At 45.4% G+C, this 16,696-nt stretch carries 16 protein-coding genes; 5 read left to right on the forward strand and 11 right to left on the reverse strand.

Annotation, left to right across the window (positions count from 1 at the left end; all coding sequences use genetic code 11):
• Nucleotides 1–27 precede the first annotated feature (27 nt).
• The 4 genes from ADS79_RS33925 to ADS79_RS33940 form a co-directional block, all read right to left on the reverse strand.
• Nucleotides 28–816 carry a sulfite exporter TauE/SafE family protein gene (locus ADS79_RS33925; protein ID WP_049742897.1) on the reverse strand — a complete coding sequence of 263 codons (789 nt, stop codon included), beginning with the start codon at nucleotides 814–816 and terminating at the stop codon, nucleotides 28–30.
• A gap of 321 nt (nucleotides 817–1,137) precedes the next feature.
• Complete coding sequence (locus ADS79_RS33930; RefSeq protein ID WP_049742898.1) at nucleotides 1,138–1,362, reverse strand: sulfurtransferase TusA family protein; 225 nt, start codon at nucleotides 1,360–1,362, stop codon at nucleotides 1,138–1,140.
• Between the two features lie 116 nt (nucleotides 1,363–1,478).
• Nucleotides 1,479–2,807: a sensor histidine kinase gene (locus ADS79_RS33935; protein WP_236700189.1), complete on the reverse strand. Its 1,329-nt coding sequence runs from the start codon at nucleotides 2,805–2,807 to the stop codon at nucleotides 1,479–1,481.
• Between the two features lie 74 nt (nucleotides 2,808–2,881).
• Entirely contained in the window at nucleotides 2,882–3,568 is a 687-nt protein-coding gene (locus ADS79_RS33940) for a response regulator transcription factor (protein ID WP_049742899.1), read from the reverse strand.
• Nucleotides 3,569–3,731: 163 nt separating this feature from the next.
• On the opposite strand from ADS79_RS33940, the gene ADS79_RS34795 reads away from it, so the two are divergent.
• Complete coding sequence (locus ADS79_RS34795; RefSeq protein ID WP_084766177.1) at nucleotides 3,732–4,448, forward strand: C40 family peptidase; 717 nt, start codon at nucleotides 3,732–3,734, stop codon at nucleotides 4,446–4,448.
• Nucleotides 4,449–4,616: 168 nt separating this feature from the next.
• Here the strand turns inward: ADS79_RS34795 and ADS79_RS33950 are convergent, their stop codons facing one another.
• From ADS79_RS33950 to ADS79_RS33980, 7 genes are all read right to left on the reverse strand, one after another.
• On the reverse strand, nucleotides 4,617–5,324 hold the full coding sequence (locus ADS79_RS33950) for a glycerophosphodiester phosphodiesterase (protein ID WP_049742900.1): 708 nt from the start codon (nucleotides 5,322–5,324) through the stop codon (nucleotides 4,617–4,619).
• Between the two features lie 35 nt (nucleotides 5,325–5,359).
• Nucleotides 5,360–6,223 (reverse strand): ABC transporter permease, encoded by an 864-nt coding sequence (locus ADS79_RS33955; RefSeq protein WP_049742901.1) that lies wholly within the window; start codon nucleotides 6,221–6,223, stop codon nucleotides 5,360–5,362.
• Nucleotides 6,220–7,395 carry an extracellular solute-binding protein gene (locus ADS79_RS33960; RefSeq protein WP_307725640.1) on the reverse strand — a complete coding sequence of 392 codons (1,176 nt, stop codon included), beginning with the start codon at nucleotides 7,393–7,395 and terminating at the stop codon, nucleotides 6,220–6,222. The genes ADS79_RS33955 and ADS79_RS33960 overlap by 4 nt, the downstream gene beginning before the upstream one ends.
• An 88-nt stretch (nucleotides 7,396–7,483) precedes the next feature.
• The gene (locus tag ADS79_RS33965) at nucleotides 7,484–8,509 is read right to left on the reverse strand and encodes an ABC transporter ATP-binding protein (protein WP_049742902.1); all 1,026 of its coding nucleotides are present in this window, start codon (nucleotides 8,507–8,509) and stop codon (nucleotides 7,484–7,486) included.
• Nucleotides 8,510–8,545: 36 nt separating this feature from the next.
• Nucleotides 8,546–9,370, reverse strand: coding sequence for an ABC transporter permease (locus ADS79_RS33970; RefSeq protein WP_049742903.1), 825 nt, complete (start codon nucleotides 9,368–9,370; stop codon nucleotides 8,546–8,548).
• A 55-nt stretch (nucleotides 9,371–9,425) separates the two neighbouring features.
• Nucleotides 9,426–10,430, reverse strand: a complete 1,005-nt coding sequence (locus ADS79_RS33975) for a CehA/McbA family metallohydrolase (protein WP_049742904.1) — start codon at nucleotides 10,428–10,430, stop codon at nucleotides 9,426–9,428.
• Nucleotides 10,431–10,895 (reverse strand): hypothetical protein, encoded by a 465-nt coding sequence (locus ADS79_RS33980; RefSeq protein WP_049742905.1) that lies wholly within the window; start codon nucleotides 10,893–10,895, stop codon nucleotides 10,431–10,433.
• A gap of 347 nt (nucleotides 10,896–11,242) precedes the next feature.
• Between ADS79_RS33980 and ADS79_RS33985 the strand changes: the two genes are divergently transcribed.
• From ADS79_RS33985 to ADS79_RS34000, 4 genes are all read left to right on the forward strand, one after another.
• Nucleotides 11,243–12,256: a LacI family DNA-binding transcriptional regulator gene (locus ADS79_RS33985; RefSeq protein WP_049742906.1), complete on the forward strand. Its 1,014-nt coding sequence runs from the start codon at nucleotides 11,243–11,245 to the stop codon at nucleotides 12,254–12,256.
• 14 nt (nucleotides 12,257–12,270) lie between these two features.
• Nucleotides 12,271–13,635 (forward strand): MATE family efflux transporter, encoded by a 1,365-nt coding sequence (locus tag ADS79_RS33990; RefSeq protein WP_049742907.1) that lies wholly within the window; start codon nucleotides 12,271–12,273, stop codon nucleotides 13,633–13,635.
• 401 nt (nucleotides 13,636–14,036) lie between these two features.
• Nucleotides 14,037–14,711 carry a hypothetical protein gene (locus ADS79_RS33995; RefSeq protein ID WP_049742908.1) on the forward strand — a complete coding sequence of 225 codons (675 nt, stop codon included), beginning with the start codon at nucleotides 14,037–14,039 and terminating at the stop codon, nucleotides 14,709–14,711.
• An 882-nt stretch (nucleotides 14,712–15,593) separates the two neighbouring features.
• Nucleotides 15,594–16,696, forward strand: a 1,103-nt coding sequence (locus tag ADS79_RS34000) for a hypothetical protein (protein ID WP_152969589.1), incomplete at its 3' end; no start/stop codon positions are given.

Raw genomic sequence — 16,696 nt, forward strand, 5'->3', positions numbered from 1 at the left:
TCACAGCAAAAGCTCCTTCGTTAACGACTATAGAATATCGCTCCAAATCTTGATCGCCGTCGCACAGATCAAGACGATCAAGCCATACCGCAAATACTTCACATCCATCTTTGCACTGACGCGGCTTCCAAGCGGTGCTCCGAGCACGCTCCCGATGACCGTAAACAGGACAGGCAGCAGCGGAATATGTCCCGTAGTCAGCTTCCCTAATACACCACCAATAGCGGAGATGAATACGATGGCAAGTGAGGAAGCGATCGTAACCCGCGTAGGAATTTTCAGGACGGTAAGCATGATCGGAATCAGAATAAAGGCTCCTCCCGCTCCCACGATCCCGGAGACGATCCCGACACTAAAAGCAGAAGCAATCGCTATCAAGCGGCTATACACTGCGTCACTGCTCGTTTCTTCGTTTCCCTTGTTTTTTATGAGCATTAAGACGACTGCTATTATTGCTAAAATCCCGTAAACGAGATTGATGCTTTCACTAGACAAAAATTTCGAGATGAATCCACCCAGCAGGCTCCCGATCAAAATACTTGCGCCCATATCCTTCACGAGGCCTTTATGGATGAGCGCAGATCCTTTTCCGTTCCGCTTTCGAAAAGCAAGAACACCCGACAAGGATGCAAAAAACACTTGAAACATCGAGATAGAGGACACCTCTTGCGCCGAAAAGTGAGCGACACCAAGCAACGCAGGTATGAAGAGCAAGAGTGGATAGTTAATGATCGCTCCACCTATTCCAAGCAATCCGGAAAAGAAGGAGCCAATAAAGCCTAAAGAAATCATCATGAAAAATAACGCAAAATCCATATATCCTCCCTGCCTTCTCATCTTTTTGCACATGAGAACATTCAGACTGCTTCTCAAATGATGAAACGTCAGGTAAAATAAAACCAAGTAAATTAATCAGAATAAGGTGATATTCATGCTCCGTTTTCTGAAATCCATTTTTCAACATCGCTGTCCTACATGTAAAGAGCCATTGCATACAAAGGTCGATTCCCTGCATTGCACCAAGCTTTGCCCAAACGGTCACTATAGAGAAGAAACATACTCCCCGCTAGGCGTCCGCATTATCTATGAAAATCGGGAATAAGCGAACACGGTAAAAGGTGCTCGCTTATTTTTTTATTATCCCTTTTTCACCAGGAATTTGTATACCCCATTTTCTTCTCCATAGGAAACCATTTCATTTTTCGTTTGCTTCACCCACGCCGTAAAGTCGTTCAAGGAACCTTTATCCGTAGAGAGCACTTCCATCGTTTGACCAGACTGCAAGCCGTCCAGCGCTTTTTTGGCTTTGACGATCGGCATCGGACATGCCAGTCCTTTTGTATCTACAGTAATGTCTGCCATTGTATATTCCTCCTTAATCATAAGCAAAATCATTTTATACTAATACCGGTATGGGTATATAATAAAGTCTAATGCTTTTCCTGTCAATACGCCTGCAATATGGTCGTGCGTCCGTCTCAATCCTGCTGGGGAGCCGGCTCCTTTCTGAGTTGGACGTGTACGCGTGTCCCGCCTTGTGAAGCAGGGCTGATTGTAATTATTCCCTGATGATCTTGTATGATCGATTGAGCGATTGCCAGCCCGATTCCGTTTCCTCCCCTGATTCGATTACGCGATTTGTCCACCCGATAAAACCGCTTGAACAGATGAGGAAGCTCACTCTCCGGTATACCTATCCCCGTATCCTCTATCATCACGTGAACCCAACTTTCATCACTGAATGCCCGTACCTTTACCTCCCCCTGATCGGTGTATTTACGGGCATTATCCAGAAGAATGTCCAGCAGCTGCCTCATTCTTTCGCGATCCATGTACAGAAAAAGTGGCTCCGTCCATTCAAAAGACAATGTAATTTGCGGAGGATAGACGGGAAGCCATGCATGCTTTACTTCGAGCAGCAGAGGCGTAAGTGACTGGATGTTTTTTTGTGTGTTACTCTCAGACTCGTCTTGTAGCTTGGCAAGCGTGAGCAGGTCTTCGATTAATCGCGAGAGTCGATCACATTCCTGTCTCAAAGCACCTAAGGCTTCCTCTCGAATCTCTGGCTTGTTTTTTCCCCATCTTTGCAGCAGGCTTACATATCCCTCGATTATTGTGAGTGGCGTACGTAATTCGTGAGAGGCATCCGTCACAAACCGTTGCTGTGATACCAGCGTATCCTCCATCCGATCCATAAGGAGGTTGAAGGCATGAATCAGCTCATAAATTTCCTTTTCTACATTGTAATGATGAATCCGTTGAGACAGACGTTGTGGAGAAATGGAATGAATCTGCGTGATGAGCTGGTCGAGTGGTCTTAGTCCCCATTTGCTCAGAAAGTAGCCGCCGATCCCCGAAAGCGCAAGCGTAATCAACGAAGCAAACAAAAGAATCGAAAATAACATCGTAAAGTACCATTCCAGCGCTTCCGTGGTTTCACTAATTTCCACATAGATAATACGAGAAGCAAACGGAAACTCGACCGATTCCTTCGCAGTCAAAATCCTGTCATAAAAATCATCAGGTTCCTTGCTCCAGTTGGCTCCTTCAATGGAAGCAAGCCGTTTGCCTTTCTGATCAAGGAGTGCAATGGATTGGTTCGCATCCGAATAGTTCATAAGTAGCCGCGACAAATAAGACATATCCAAAGAGGATTCCTCAGTGATTTCTGTCTTTAGGTCTGAAGCAATCGCAGACGCCTTTTGATTGAGCAGACGCTGTTCATGCTGGTATACAAGATTGGAGGTGCTCCAGAAAATAAATATGGTAAGAAAAAGCAGCAGGACAAGCATAACTGAGCTGAACAAAAAAGTGAGTCTCCACTTTAAGGAGTATCTACGCTGTATAAACACAAAAACCACCTTCTGAGCAAAGGAGTTAATTATTCACGTAGGGTATAACCGACCCCGCGAACAGTATGAATCAATTTCTGAGACGTTCCCTTTTCCAGCTTGTTTCGCAAATAACGAATATACACGTCAACTACGTTTGTATTCCCCATAAAGTCAAAGCCCCATACCGATGTAAGTATTTGCTCACGAGATATCGCTTGCTCCTTGTTTTGAACCAAATAATACAGCAAGTCATATTCTCGCGGCGTCAATATCATTTCCTCGTCCGCCAGAAAGACTCTCCGCGCATTTGGATGTATACTCAAATCCCCTATCACGATCTCTTGTGTTGCCTGTCTCTCACGATGTCGCAATACAGCCCGAATCCGTGCAAAAAGCTCTTCAATGGCAAATGGCTTTGATAAATAATCATTGGCGCCACTATCTAAACCGGTAACAATATCGGGAACCTCTCCGCGAGCCGTAATCATGATGATCGGGACCTCACTTACCTCTCTGATTCGACGACATACCTCTATTCCCGATAGCTCTGGCAGCATGATATCCAATAAGATCAGGTCATAACTCGTCTCAAATGCTTTCTCTAATCCGCTAGGACCATCGTGAGCCACATCAGTAGCGTATCCCTCGTTTTCTAGTTCCAGCTGCAAATACCGCGCTAAATTTTTTTCATCCTCAACAATCAATACATATCCCTTGGTGTCTGGTAGCGTCATCTGATTCAACTCCGTAACCTCAGCAGAAAAATAGAGAATATCTTACCAACAGTCTTCTCATGAAACTCTAATGAAATTCTACCCAGAATCTTAGTTTTCATCTCTAAGATAAAAGTGTGAGTGGAGAACCTCTCAAAAAACCGCATTCAGAAGGAGGCAAATGATGATAAGACGAAACTGGAAAGGCAAAACGAGCACGGTATTGGCGATTCTAATGGGTACTTCGCTTCTAATGGGGGGACAAGCCTATGCGGCTAATGAAAAAAGCTCCATTACGCATAAACAACATAAGCAGCATAAAAAGCATACACAGGTAAAGAAGAAGCTCCACCAGCAAGATCAGCAAGAAGAAGCTCAGCTTGATAATCAATCAAGCGATCAAGAAAACTACAACGACAATGCTTGGAAAAGTGATTCTGGCGTATCCACAGCTTTGGACAAGCAGAGTAACTCATTGGTAGCAACTCCAACTGGAAAAAAAGCTTCTGTAGGCTCAAACGTTGCTGACCAGGTTATTTCTAACGGACTAAAGTACAAAGGCACGCCGTACAAATTCGGCTCCAGCAAAAATACTACTGGTACCTTTGATTGCTCTTCTTTTACGCAACGTGTATTTAAAGAAGCAGGGATCACCTTGCCACGAGATTCTCGTCAACAATCCAGAGTAGGACAACAGGTTTCCAAAAATCAGCTGCAAAAAGGAGATTTGATCTTCTTCCGCAGCCATGGAAGCTCTTCACCTCGAATTACTCACGTAGCCATTTATGCAGGAAACAATACCTTGCTCCATACCTACGGATCGCCAGGAGTGACTACGTCAAAATTCTTCGGAACATCATGGGAGAAACGCTTTGAAATTGCACGAAGAGTAACCTCTTAATCATCATGTAACGATAGAACATGGCGCTGCGCAGGCTGTCGAGGAAACTCGGCAGCCTGCTTGCTCTCGTAAAACTAGTGAATCTGCCAAGCCAATTTGCAACTGCTGAATCAAATAAAAAACCTCACTTTGGCAAATTTACAAAGGAAGGTAAAGATTTTATGACGATCATGCCTCCAAAAGAGTGCGCAAAGTATGCACCTGACATGTCGTAATCGCATCGACTCCCATCTCGATCATCTTCCTTTGGTAAAAGGGATCATCGACCGTGTACACCCAGACCACCAAGCCTTTGGTATGCGCATAGGATACTAGTTCCTCGGTGCAAGCAAGATAGTGCATATTCAGTCCAAAGTAGCCTTCCCGCGTCAATCTGTCACACGTCTGCATAACCTCCTCCCCATTGTCGGCCCACTCCGTTGAATTCCAATCAGCAGGTGTGTTCCAGACAACCCGGTCTCGGCCATGCTCTATACCCTCTGTGTCTCCTGTGAAGAATACCCGTTGTGACATCCCCATTCTCTCGATAACTTCAATGGCGGGACCAGCCGCTTCTGCTGTCTTCAGGTCGAGATTGTAGCGAATGTCCGCCTCCATCGTTGCCTCAAACAACTGCTCCAAGGTCACGAGTTGGCGGTCCTTATAAAGGGGGGATAGCCATGGACGCAGATCAGGGTGATTCAATTCTGCGAGTGTCGCGGTCTGAAAAACAGGCAACACATCGTGAAACAAGAAAGCAATCCCATCCGCGGAAGACTGCACGTCCACCTCGATCAAGCCAGCTCCGGCTGCTATTCCAGTCAGACTCGACTCGATCGTATTGTCAGGGGTTCCCATACATCCGGTATGTGCGGTAATTTGAGGTAGTTTCTTCATCTGATCGACTCCAATCTCTTTCCATCTTTTACAGACTACTGCCCTGTACGTCCCGCTTCAGCCTTCGCGTCCTTCGCCATTGTTCGGATGTAGAAATACCCCATCGCAGAGCAAAGCAGGAACATGAAGACGGCAAGAGCACTCGCCTGTGCGGTTTCTTGGTAGACAGAAAACACTTGATGCATCGCGACACCGAGAACTTGAGGAGAGTTCGGCCCAATCAGGTACGGTGCGGTGAAGCTGCCGATTACTCCCATGAACACGAATGTAGCGGCAACGAGCAACGTTTTATAAGAGAGTGGCACAATGAATCGGAAGAACAGCTGCCACTTGCCTGCGCCCGTATCCTTGGCACTCTCGATAATCGAATTGGGGATGCCTCCGAGAGCGGACGCCAGCAGCATGGTCGAAAACGGAATGTTAAACCAGAGGTTAGCCAGAATCAAGCCCTTGAAATCAAAAATGATCATGGGAAAAGACTCCATCCCGAGCAGGGCGCAAATACGGGCCAGCCATCCGTGATTGCCGTACATGGAAATGATCGCGTAGGTGGCGATTACGCCCGGAACGAACATCGGAATGAGGTAGAGTCTGCGTATCCAGATCGCTGCTGCTCCATTGCTAAATCGCAGCAGTAGCGCTACCCCGTAGCTGATCGCCAGTACAAGTATCGTAGAAACGATGGTGACTTTAAGCGTATACCAAATATTCGATTGCATTACTTCATCGGTAAACAGGGCCACATAATGAGAGAGATCGTAACCTCCCTGCCCATTTTGCAAGCTTTCCTGAATCGAATAAATGATGGGAATGATCACGACGCCGAGTAGCAGCAAAAAGGAGGGGAAGACCAGGGCAAGCCCCAGAATCCCCGATTTTTTTTCTTTACTTAGTCTCATTTCGCCCCAGCCACTTCTTTCTGCCAGCGCTTGTTCATCTCTTTCTCCAATTCACCACCGGAAAATTGACGGTAGCCATTTGCTACACTCGCAAACTGCTCTTGCAAACTACTCGGCATTTCTTCCCATTTGATCCCTGGATATCCGTACATCGTGTTCACGACGACTTCTTGTGCTTCTGGAGTCAACAGGAAGTCGAGGAACTTCTGGGTTGCTTCTTTTTTCGCGGACATAGCTGGTACCAGCATGTAAGCAGGTCCGCCTGTAAAGCTTGGCTCGATCTGTGCCACCTTTGTCGACTCTGGCAGCAGTTTTTTGTTGATTTGCTCCAGCGCCATATCGGACCAGGCTGGAATCATGTCTACTTCACCAGATGCGAGCAAATCAAGCGTGCCCTGGTTTTTCTTCGGATAAATACCTTTGCCGTACATGTATGGACCAAGCTCTTTCAGTAGAGAAAATCCTTTGTCCCATTTCGCCATAACGGCGGGATCATTGCTCGTAATCGCGTCCGGCTCCAGGAAATTGTAGATCGCAGTGACGACGAATGAATTTCCTGAACCGCCCGTAGCCGGATCGTTATAGGCAAAGCGTCCAGGGTTTTGACGAATCCAGGTGTACAGCTCTTCCGCGGTTTTTGGAGGGTTCGCGACTTTTTCGCTGTTGTAAGCCAGGACGACGGAAGAAGCGCGATAAGGAACGCCTAGGTATTGAATCTGTTGCAGGAATTTCTGGTCTACCTTGCTCAGGTTGGGGATTTGGGAATCGTTCAATTTTTCCCAGATTCCTTCCTTTTCACCAGCCGTTATCTCGCCGAGACCGCCTTCAAACAGATCGATATCCACCGTGCTTTGTCCACTTTTCTTCGCTGCAATAAGGCGATCCACAATCGGCGATGCAGCTTGTCCCGGAGGCAGATACGTCTGCTTTACTTTAATGCCGGGATTTTTCTCCTCAAATTTAGGGACGAGCGCTTCCCATAAATTCTTGACGTTCAGCGAGCCGCCATAATGGAAATTGATTACGACAGGTTCAGTGGAAGTGCTGGCAGTATTGGTATTACTAGCTGTGACGTTTCCGGCAGAATTAGATTTGGTCCCGCAGCCTCCCAAAAGAGATGCAGACATCATCGCTGTAAGCAGTACCGCAGTAGACTTTTTCCATATGGTCACGATTGATTTCCTCCTACCCCACCTGGGTCTCTTATAGGTAAAAAAGATTGTTCGCACATCATCGTTGCTCCACTTGACTTTTTCCCACTCACCTAGAGAATAGGGCTGACTTTCCAAAATCTATCCGACAGAATTGCCCCTGCTGAAGCTGTTCTGTCCCCTCCCTCGGCATGAACGCCTTGATGATCCCGTGCTGCGTATCAAGCGATATCTCAGCGTAATGTCCCAGCATCATAATCTGACGGACAGTCGCTTGCAGACCTGTTTCATGCTCATCTCTTATCTGAACTTCTTCCGGACGCACAGCGAGCATGACTGGACCAGACAAATCTGTTTTCAGGGGCTCAGCCAAACCGTCAACCCGCGCTTCTTTGCCATCTGCCACCCCCTTTACAAAGTTCATCCTGCCGATGAAGCTCGCCACGAACAGAGTTGCTGGATGATCGTACATCTCTTTTGGGGAAGCCAGCTGCTCGATTTTTCCGGCGTTCATCACGACAATCCGGTCAGAGATGGAGAGTGCTTCCTCCTGATCGTGAGTGACAAACACCATCGTCATGCCTGTGGCCGCCTGGATCTCTCGCAATTCCTCGCGCAGTTCCAGCCTGAGCTTTGCATCCAAGGCTGAAAACGGTTCATCGAGAAGTAATACCTCCGGTTCGAGAAGCAGTGCACGGGCTAGTGCGATGCGCTGCTGCTGACCACCAGAAAGCTCGGTAGGGTATTTCTTTTCCGCCCCAGCCAGCCGCACCATCTCCAGCACACGCGATACGGCATAATGAATGTCTTCTTTTTTGCGTTTTCGAATTTTTAGCCCGAACGCCAGGTTTTCATAGACGGTCATATGCGGCCATAAATTATAGCTCTGAAACACCATTGCTGTCGGCCGTTTCTCTGGCGGCAAGGAGAGGATGCTCTGTCCCTTAATCCGAATATCACCTGCCTGGGGATCAAGAAAGCCGCCAATGGAACGAAGGACCGTCGTCTTGCCGCAGCCTGACGGACCGAGCAGAGAGACCAGCTCCCCCTTTTGTACCTCCAGCGAAATGTCAAAGACACCTTCCCCCGTTTTAAATCGTTTGCTCAGTTGATGGATCGAAAGCTGCACTGCCATTTACGCTCACTCCTTCTATTGCTGCCGAAAACTCGCTTACTTGATCTGAAATCCACCGGAAAGAACATCCGCATTAACGAAACGCTTGGCTACCAGCAGCAGCACCACTGTCGGGAGGGTCAGTATTATGGAAAACACCGCTCCTGCCGTGCTTGGATAGTCCGATATGATGGAATACATGATAATTGGCATCGTTTTGTAATCAGGGATTCCGATCAGCATCGTTCCCTGCGCCTCGTCCAACGAGTTCAGGAACGTAAAAATCGAAGCTACAAGAATACCTGGCATCGCCATTGGAAGAGTGATATGCCAGAAAACCTGAAGAGGGCTGGCCCCGGCATCACGCGCTGACTCTTCTTGTGCCTTATTGATGCTGCGAAAGGCTGACGTCGGAATCCAGGTCATGAACATAAGGGTGTTTACGATATGGATCAGAACAATCCCGAAGAATGTGTTCATCAGCCCGACTTTATAAAACAAAACGGCAATCGCCACGTATAGCCCCATTTTCGGAAACGCCTGGGTTAATAAGAATGAAAACAGAAACCAGCGGCTTAGCGGAAACTGGATTCGTGCGAATGCATACGCTGCCGGGATGCACACAATGATGGAGATGAGTGTCACGACCGTGGCAATCAGAAAGGATAGACCAATGGAAGAGAGAACCTCATCCTGACTGAGTACGAAGTGCCACCATTCCAGCGACCACACCTGCGGCAAAACTGCGGGATACTGCCATTTTCCTGAGAACGCTAGCAGCAGCAAATTGAGCATAGGCCCTATGAAGAAAAATACAAACAGGAGCAAAAAAGCAAATTCCAATGTTTTTCTTCTTCCGAGTGATTTGAAATACCATCTCACGGATGTCATTCCTCCTTGATGAGCAGGCATGTCTTGGCGACAATGCTTGCGAGACTCATTTTTCATTCATGAAATAGACAGGGTTCGTAAACGCGATTTTGGTACCTACACCGTGAAATACTCCGAACAAGTCCGCTCTCAGCCATTTCAGCCCATGAACAGGCAGTTGGCATGTCGCTTCGACCTCACCCGGCTCTAACTTCACCTCAGCCATGTTCCCGAGGTTGCTTCTAAGTATGATCGAAAGAGGCTGCGGCTCTAACGTCCAGGCACCTGGACGCACACGAAGATCGAGTGACACCGCAACGGTTGCTTCCTGACTTTCTGCTGCATCGCGGATGGACACGGTCTCTCCAAGACCGTAGCTTTTCCCAGCGAGAACAACCTGACAAAGCAGGAGCGGGCCCATGCTGATGCTCACTGCTCCGCTGCGAATGGCTTGCAGTGCTCCCGCCTCCGATAGCTTCTCCGAGCTTGGAAGGCCGAGAAACGTTGCAGCCTCAGGACCGTCCCCCGCTTTTGATCCGTGCCAATCCCGCCCTGATGTGGCACAGATTTGAAAGCCTTGGTCTAGCAGCCCTTCCCATAACTCAAGTGACGGCTGGTTGTGCATGCGAATAGATGGAAAGGTCTCATGCCAAACCTCGATGTAGTCGACATCATTCCAGTCGGAAATGCGATAATCCCAGTGACAACCGGTGCAGATCGGGCTTCCGAGCGCATACGGATGGGCGATCCCAACCAGTCCACCCTGGCTATGTACCCGCTCAATCCCTTTATGAATGTCATCAGGACCCAAATCCCTCCAATCGGCATAGCCCTTCAAGCCAAGTGTCACCATGTGACCGTAAAAGGTTGTCCATTCCATCCCCTGGATGATGACGATTTCTGTCTCTTCCTCTACCGCAACCCTCTCAGCCAAGCCAGAAATGGTATTGTGATCCGTTAAGGCAAGACCAGCCAAGCCTCGCTGTTTGGCTTCTCTCGCCATTTCAGCCAGCGAGTGCCTGCCGTCGCTGTGAGGTGTATGTGTATGAAGCTCGAATGGATGCCAGTTCATTTATTTCGCGTCCCCTTCCCATATCTTCAATTCATACTGACAGCTTGGCGTGACAATACAGTGCACACTCAAGGTCACTGTCCAGATTCCCTTTGGCAGTTCACCTGCCGTAAAGCCCGGTGAGGCTTGTTCTTTGGACAGTTTATGGAGCTGAAAGGGATCATGCCGATGCGCGGAACCTCGAAACCCTTCTGGGTCGTCAACAGAGATGGTAATCAGGTTTTGGAGCGGAAAGAAATCTTCCCATTTATCCAATAAAGCCTGCTGTTGTTTCAAACCAGCATCCCGGCGAAGCGCAGCCTCAATTTCACGCTTTGCCATTACGGGATCTTCCAGCTTTTTTGGCTCATAAGCAAACTGGATGTGCAGCATGTCCGCTGACTGCGGCAAGTGGAACCGGAAAGCCAGATGCGTCTTGGAGCAAATTGGCGAAAGCCTGCCCATTGTTTCAAATCTCAAATTCATGTCTGATCACCAGCCGATTCAAAGGATATATAGAGTCATCTTTCTGGAATCGATACCATAACTTTTTCGCCTTTAGTGTAAAACCACACTTTCCTACCCGTCAATTCACAAAACGAGCATTTACATAACCTTTAAAATCGACTACGAATATGTTAATTTCTCACCATCATTGGACCATTAAGGAATCGCGATTTTTGTCAGTTTTCCTCGATTTTCTGTAAAGGTCTCGTAAAGTTGAAAAAGACAGTTTACACGGCAGCATACTGACGAGTACACTTGGAACTGTATTCTATGGAATCGATACCATATAGAAAAAAAGCAATTCTCAATAGTTAGGTTGTGGTCAATTGGATATCAAGATCAAAGATGTTGCCAAAGCGGCCGGAGTATCGGTCACCAGCGTTTCGAGAGTTCTGAACGGAGAGCAGTATGTAAGCGCGGAAATCAAGCAGAGGGTCAATGAGGCAATCAACGAGCTCGGTTATACCCCCAGCCATATTGCCCGGAGTTTGAAGCGTAAAAAAACGAATCTGATTGGTGTCATTGTCTCCAACATTACGAGCAATTTTTTCTCTACCATATTGAGCAGCATTGAAGAAACCGTTGACCAGCACCATTACAATCTGCTCGTCTGCAATATTATGGAAAACCTAGACAAAGAGCTTCGTTATTTGCAAACCTTTCAAGAGATGCGAGTAGATGGCATTATCATCATGCACGAGAAGGTGAATGACGACATCCGCCGTTTTCTTCATCAAACCAAGATCCCGATCATCTTTTGTGCCTCACCTGTCGATCCTGCTTTCCCCAGGGTCACCGTTGATGATTTTTCAGCAGCCTATGACGCCACCCGTTTTCTCGGGGATCTCGGTCATCAGCGAATTGCCTTTATCGGAGGAGATCTCGAGGATGTATCATCTGGGCGGAAGCGATACGAAGGCTATCTGAAAGCTATTTCTGACATTGGACTTACGATTGAGCCGCGCTGGATTAAATTTGGCGACTATCAAGTCAAAAGTGGTTACGAGCAGATGAAAGCCATTCTACAGGAGGGACCTCGACCGACAGCCGTATTTGCTGCAAGTGATGACATGGCGCTCGGAGCGATGAACTGTCTCCACGATTGCGGCTTTCACGTTCCTGAACAAATGTCAGTCATCGGCTTCGATGGCAGTGAGCTAACCGAGTTGACAAGGCCGCGGCTTACCTCCATGCAGCAGCCCATTGCGATGATTGGGCGTCTGTCAGTGGAGTTGCTGCTCGAAGCGATCCAGAATCCGGATCAATCCGCCACGTTAACAACGGTACCTCATCAGCTCGTCATCCGCGATAGCTGCCGGGCTCCTGCTGGGCTCGTGTAAGGAAAGGAACACAGATGACTCAACAAGAATCTACCCTGAAAAAATGGAGCCTCCTCTCTCTCGTCTGGCCCATATTCGTGGAACAGCTGTTGCAGATGCTCATGGGCAGTATTGACACGCTAATGCTCAGTCAATATTCCGATAAAGCTGTAGCAGCTGTTGGGGTGGCTGCCCAGGTCTACGCCCTCGCCACCTTTCTGTTTGGATTCGTCGCCACCGGAGCCGGCGTACTGATTGTCCAGGCTATTGGAGCCAAGCGTCCTACCCAGGTCGGGGAAGTCTCCGTCGCCGCGCTAAGCATGAATCTGCTAGTCAGCATCATAGTCAGCATGACGCTTGTAGCCTTCGCTGAACCATTCCTGAGACTGTTTAAGCTGGCAGAAGAGCTGATCAGCTATGGCGTCCCTTATTTGACGATTATCGGATTGTCGTCCATGCTCAGCTCTCTGATCGTCACCGTTGGCGTTATTATGCGAGGTCATGGTCACGTACGCGAGGTCATGACAGCATCATTTCTAATGAACATCCTCAATGCAGCTGGCAACTACATCGTGTTGTTTGAACCGTTTGGCCTTCCCGTACTCGGTGTGGAAGGGGTAGCCGTCGTCACTGTAATTAGCCGAGCCATCGGAGTGTTCATTTTACTTATCCTGTTTCAAAGAAAGCTTCCAGGTTTGCTCCCCTATAGGAGAATCCTTCGCTGCTTGAAGCAGTATGCACTGCCTATCTTGCGGATTGGCATCCCTTCTGCTGGTGAGTATATTTCGTACAACGCCTCGCAGGTTGTCATTACATCATTTGTTGCCATACTGGGGACCGTCGCCCTAACGACCAAGATTTACACCCAAAACCTGACGATGTTTATCTTCTTGTTTTCGGTCTCAATTGGACAAGCCACGCAAATATTAGTTGGACGGTTGATAGGAGGAGGGCAATCTGAAGAGGCCTACCGAATTTGCCTGAAGAGCTTAAAAATCAGTTTGCTGATTACTTTCAGCGTAAGCATCGGAATGTTCAGCTTTGCCCAGACGCTGCTTAGTTTGTTCACAGATGACCCGCTCATTTTGGAGACTGGGCGCACACTCATGCTCCTATCTCTTATCCTGGAAGCGGGACGTACATTCAACATTGTGCTCATCGGCTCTCTGAACGCTGGAGGAGATGTAAGATTTCCCGTAATCGTAGGAATCATCTCCATGTGGGGGCTGAGCGTGCCTTTGTCTTACTTCTTTGGAATCAGTCTGGGATTTGGACTTGCCGGCATCTGGTGGGCGTTTATCATCGACGAGTGGCTGAGAGGATTGCTCATGCTATGGCGGTGGAGATCCCGGTCCTGGCAACGAATCGGACTTTCCCTTCCGGAGGCGTCGAATTTGTAGGGTGCACCCCATATGCGTGCGTACAGATGGGGGTGCTCGCTTTTTTATGCTGGGAGACTTACAAGATTTTTCGTAATAAAAAATGGAAGCATATTTTTTCCGCATTTACTAGATTGAATCATATCCATGCCAAATCACATGTAATATCGCTTTACTTTTTGTACTTTAAAAGGAAAAACACATGTATCTCCGTTAATATGAGATACATGTGTTTTTAGGTATCAGCAAAATTTCACGGATTCAGGTGAATATGAGTGATCTGCTGTTCAAATGAATATAAATGGTATTCCTTCTCCTGTTTTATATAAAATATTCCAAAGAAAACTATAGACCTCAATTAATAATTTCTCTATACTTTCCAGTATTGCTTGTAATAACTTGCCACAAGGAGAGTGAATCAAATGAAGAAAAAAGCATTTGTAGCTATTATAAGCGCATCAATGCTGGCTAGCATGGGAGCTGGCGCTTTAGCGGCAACTAAGCTGCAGGAAATTAAAGCTTACCTTAACCCTGAGGTAAGGGTGCAGGTCGATGGAACTCATGTTGATTTGCGTGATGTCAAGGGTAACATTATTGCACCAATCTCCTATCAAGGAGCAAATTATTTTCCTATTCGCTCCATCTCCGACGCACTTGATATAGCAGTCGATTATGATGAGACTACCAAAACTATTATTATAGGCGAGAAAGTCGACGGCGTTTCTATTGTTGATGGCTTCAAAGATATGTATCATACGAAAAACTCAGCTCAAACAACCTATAAAGGTAAGGATTATAAAGAAGCTTATTTCAACGATGGATCTGGCGACCGTAGCACCAACTTTATGCTCTATCCGAATAAAGAGCATCAAACACTATATCTTCAGATAGCAGCTGTTAACGGTGATATAAAGGACCTTACTATAGAAGACGGCGATACCAATACGATTTTGAAAAAGATAGATGTGATCAAAGCTGAGGAAGGCTTGGTTACTGTCCAAGCGAATATCGGTGACGTTAAATCATTGTATATTCACGGAAATGTAAAAGGTGGTACTGCTGTCTTTGTACCATTGACCACTTCGTATTATAAATAGGTCTTATTTAACAAAGGGTATCTCACGAAGGGGATACCCTTTGTTTCTATTTCAGCATTTGAAAGCCGCATTATGTCACACCTGAGTGTTTACTTAAAGGGATAATACCAATGTATCAGGCTTTTTCCTATTTCATACCCCAATTTGGGTTCTATTTAGCGTATTAAACAAAAACAACAACCAGTATTTTGTTTGAAGCATATTCTTACCAAAAACAAATTGAAGCATATCTTTGCCACGGTGGCAAAAATATGCTTCAATCTACAGCTTCCTGTGACTTAAACCATAAATTGTGCACAAATTAAACCATAAACTGGCCACTTGACTGCAGTTTTCTCATATAAACATCGGGCTTTTAAAATTAATGTCTAGTTATTTAAATCATAAAGTGGCCACGAGTTCTAAAATAAATCATAAAAAGGCCATCAGTTCTCTGTTTATCACATTAATAAGGAGATTAATTACCGTTTTCCCTCCGTCGATATTTAGATTGACCACAACGTGTGATTTGTCTCTATGTTGATATACTTTCAAATTCCAAATATTACATATTCATAAGTTATTGATTTTACCTTTGGAAAGGCGGTCGTATATTTCGTTCGGATGAGCTTCGCACGATCCTGTTACTTAATTATGAATCTACAGAGATCGAATGTCATTTTTTGCACCTCACAGAAGCTCTTTCACTTCTACACAATTATCCATTCTTCCTGTATTATGGTAAATACTAGCACGTTTAAACCCGCTATTACACAATAAGAGTCCCATTTTCCTATTAACTTATGAATGCAGATTTTTGCAAAAACTGTCATTGATACTGAATATGTAAAGCAGAGTAATCGAGTATATGTTTCTATTATCAACATGGAAGTGGTTGGAAATATGTCAAAGTTTATTGACCTATACAAGACCTTTTTAATTCAGTCGAATTTAATGGATCAATATAAAAAGGTAAACAATCTAGATGAAATCAAAGAGATTGTGTATAAAAAGTTAGATTCTTACTTTGATAATAAAGATTCACTTAGAAAAAATCTTTTAACAAGTCTATTATCAGAATCAATTGGCCTTGAATATCTTGATAAGGTTAAGGGCTCACGTAGATTATTTGAAAATATACTTTTGATCTATAAAAAATCAAAATATGCAGATTTGCGAAGATGTATAGATAGTGTAGCGTATTGGAATTACTATAATGATAGAAGTACAGCAAATGTTTGGAATGTATATAATCAACTAGAAGATCTCAAGACTACGATGGAGACTGACGAAATTGTTTACAGATATTTCAATGTAATTGGGGTTATTATTGAGGGAATAATAAAATATCATTTAATGATCATTTATAATCAGTTAAATATTATTTATACAATACAAGTAACTACTCAAGAGATACTTAATATGGAGTTAGGGACACTAGTCTCCTCCGTTAATAAATTTCTAAAAAATCTCAACGTTTCGTTACCTAAACCTAAAGGTTTATCTCTAAATCAATGGAGAAATATTGCATACCATCATACCTATCGTTTGGAACATAATCAGATTATGTGCGAAACACGTACTGGGAATACCATAAAACTAACTCTTAATGAGTTAGAGGCATTAGTACAAAAGATATTCGAGACAGCAAGAGCTCTAAAGGCAGCATTCACGATTTTTTACATTGATAATGTTTCATTATTAAGTAAGCTGGACAAGACAAAATATGATCGAAAAGAAGTTGCCATGGTAGACCTGATTTCTTTTATTTTATCGCAAGGTTATGAGATAATTAACGCCGACATCAGTCCAGAAAAAGCAACTATTTCAATTAAGGAAATATTTAAACGAGAATACATATTCCAATATGTATTCTTGTTACTACAGATATGGAAGACTTTTAAATCAATTGACTGTGAAATCAATTATTATAGCTTTAAAGGTCACTTATTCGCCACTTTTAGCGCTTCCAGTGAGATCATTCAGAAACTTGATCAAAAAGATAT

The sequence above is a fragment of the Brevibacillus reuszeri genome (genome assembly GCF_001187725.1).
GTDB lineage: Bacteria > Bacillota > Bacilli > Brevibacillales > Brevibacillaceae > Brevibacillus > Brevibacillus reuszeri.

What these genes read in the sequence shown, in the direction of transcription:
- ADS79_RS33925 (WP_049742897.1), bottom strand. Translation starts at nt 816, where the DNA reads ATGGATTTTGCGTTATTTTTCATGATGATTTCTTTAGGCTTTATTGGC.
- ADS79_RS33955 (WP_049742901.1), bottom strand. Translation starts at nt 6,223, where the DNA reads ATGAGACTAAGTAAAGAAAAAAAATCGGGGATTCTGGGGCTTGCCCTG.
- ADS79_RS33995 (WP_049742908.1), top strand. Translation starts at nt 14,037, where the DNA reads ATGAAGAAAAAAGCATTTGTAGCTATTATAAGCGCATCAATGCTGGCT.
- ADS79_RS33990 (WP_049742907.1), top strand. Translation starts at nt 12,271, where the DNA reads ATGACTCAACAAGAATCTACCCTGAAAAAATGGAGCCTCCTCTCTCTC.
- ADS79_RS33975 (WP_049742904.1), bottom strand. Translation starts at nt 10,430, where the DNA reads ATGAACTGGCATCCATTCGAGCTTCATACACATACACCTCACAGCGAC.
- ADS79_RS33930 (WP_049742898.1), bottom strand. Translation starts at nt 1,362, where the DNA reads ATGGCAGACATTACTGTAGATACAAAAGGACTGGCATGTCCGATGCCG.
- ADS79_RS33940 (WP_049742899.1), bottom strand. Translation starts at nt 3,568, where the DNA reads ATGACGCTACCAGACACCAAGGGATATGTATTGATTGTTGAGGATGAA.
- ADS79_RS33965 (WP_049742902.1), bottom strand. Translation starts at nt 8,509, where the DNA reads ATGGCAGTGCAGCTTTCGATCCATCAACTGAGCAAACGATTTAAAACG.
- ADS79_RS33980 (WP_049742905.1), bottom strand. Translation starts at nt 10,895, where the DNA reads ATGAATTTGAGATTTGAAACAATGGGCAGGCTTTCGCCAATTTGCTCC.
- ADS79_RS33950 (WP_049742900.1), bottom strand. Translation starts at nt 5,324, where the DNA reads ATGAAGAAACTACCTCAAATTACCGCACATACCGGATGTATGGGAACC.
- ADS79_RS34795 (WP_084766177.1), top strand. Translation starts at nt 3,732, where the DNA reads ATGATAAGACGAAACTGGAAAGGCAAAACGAGCACGGTATTGGCGATT.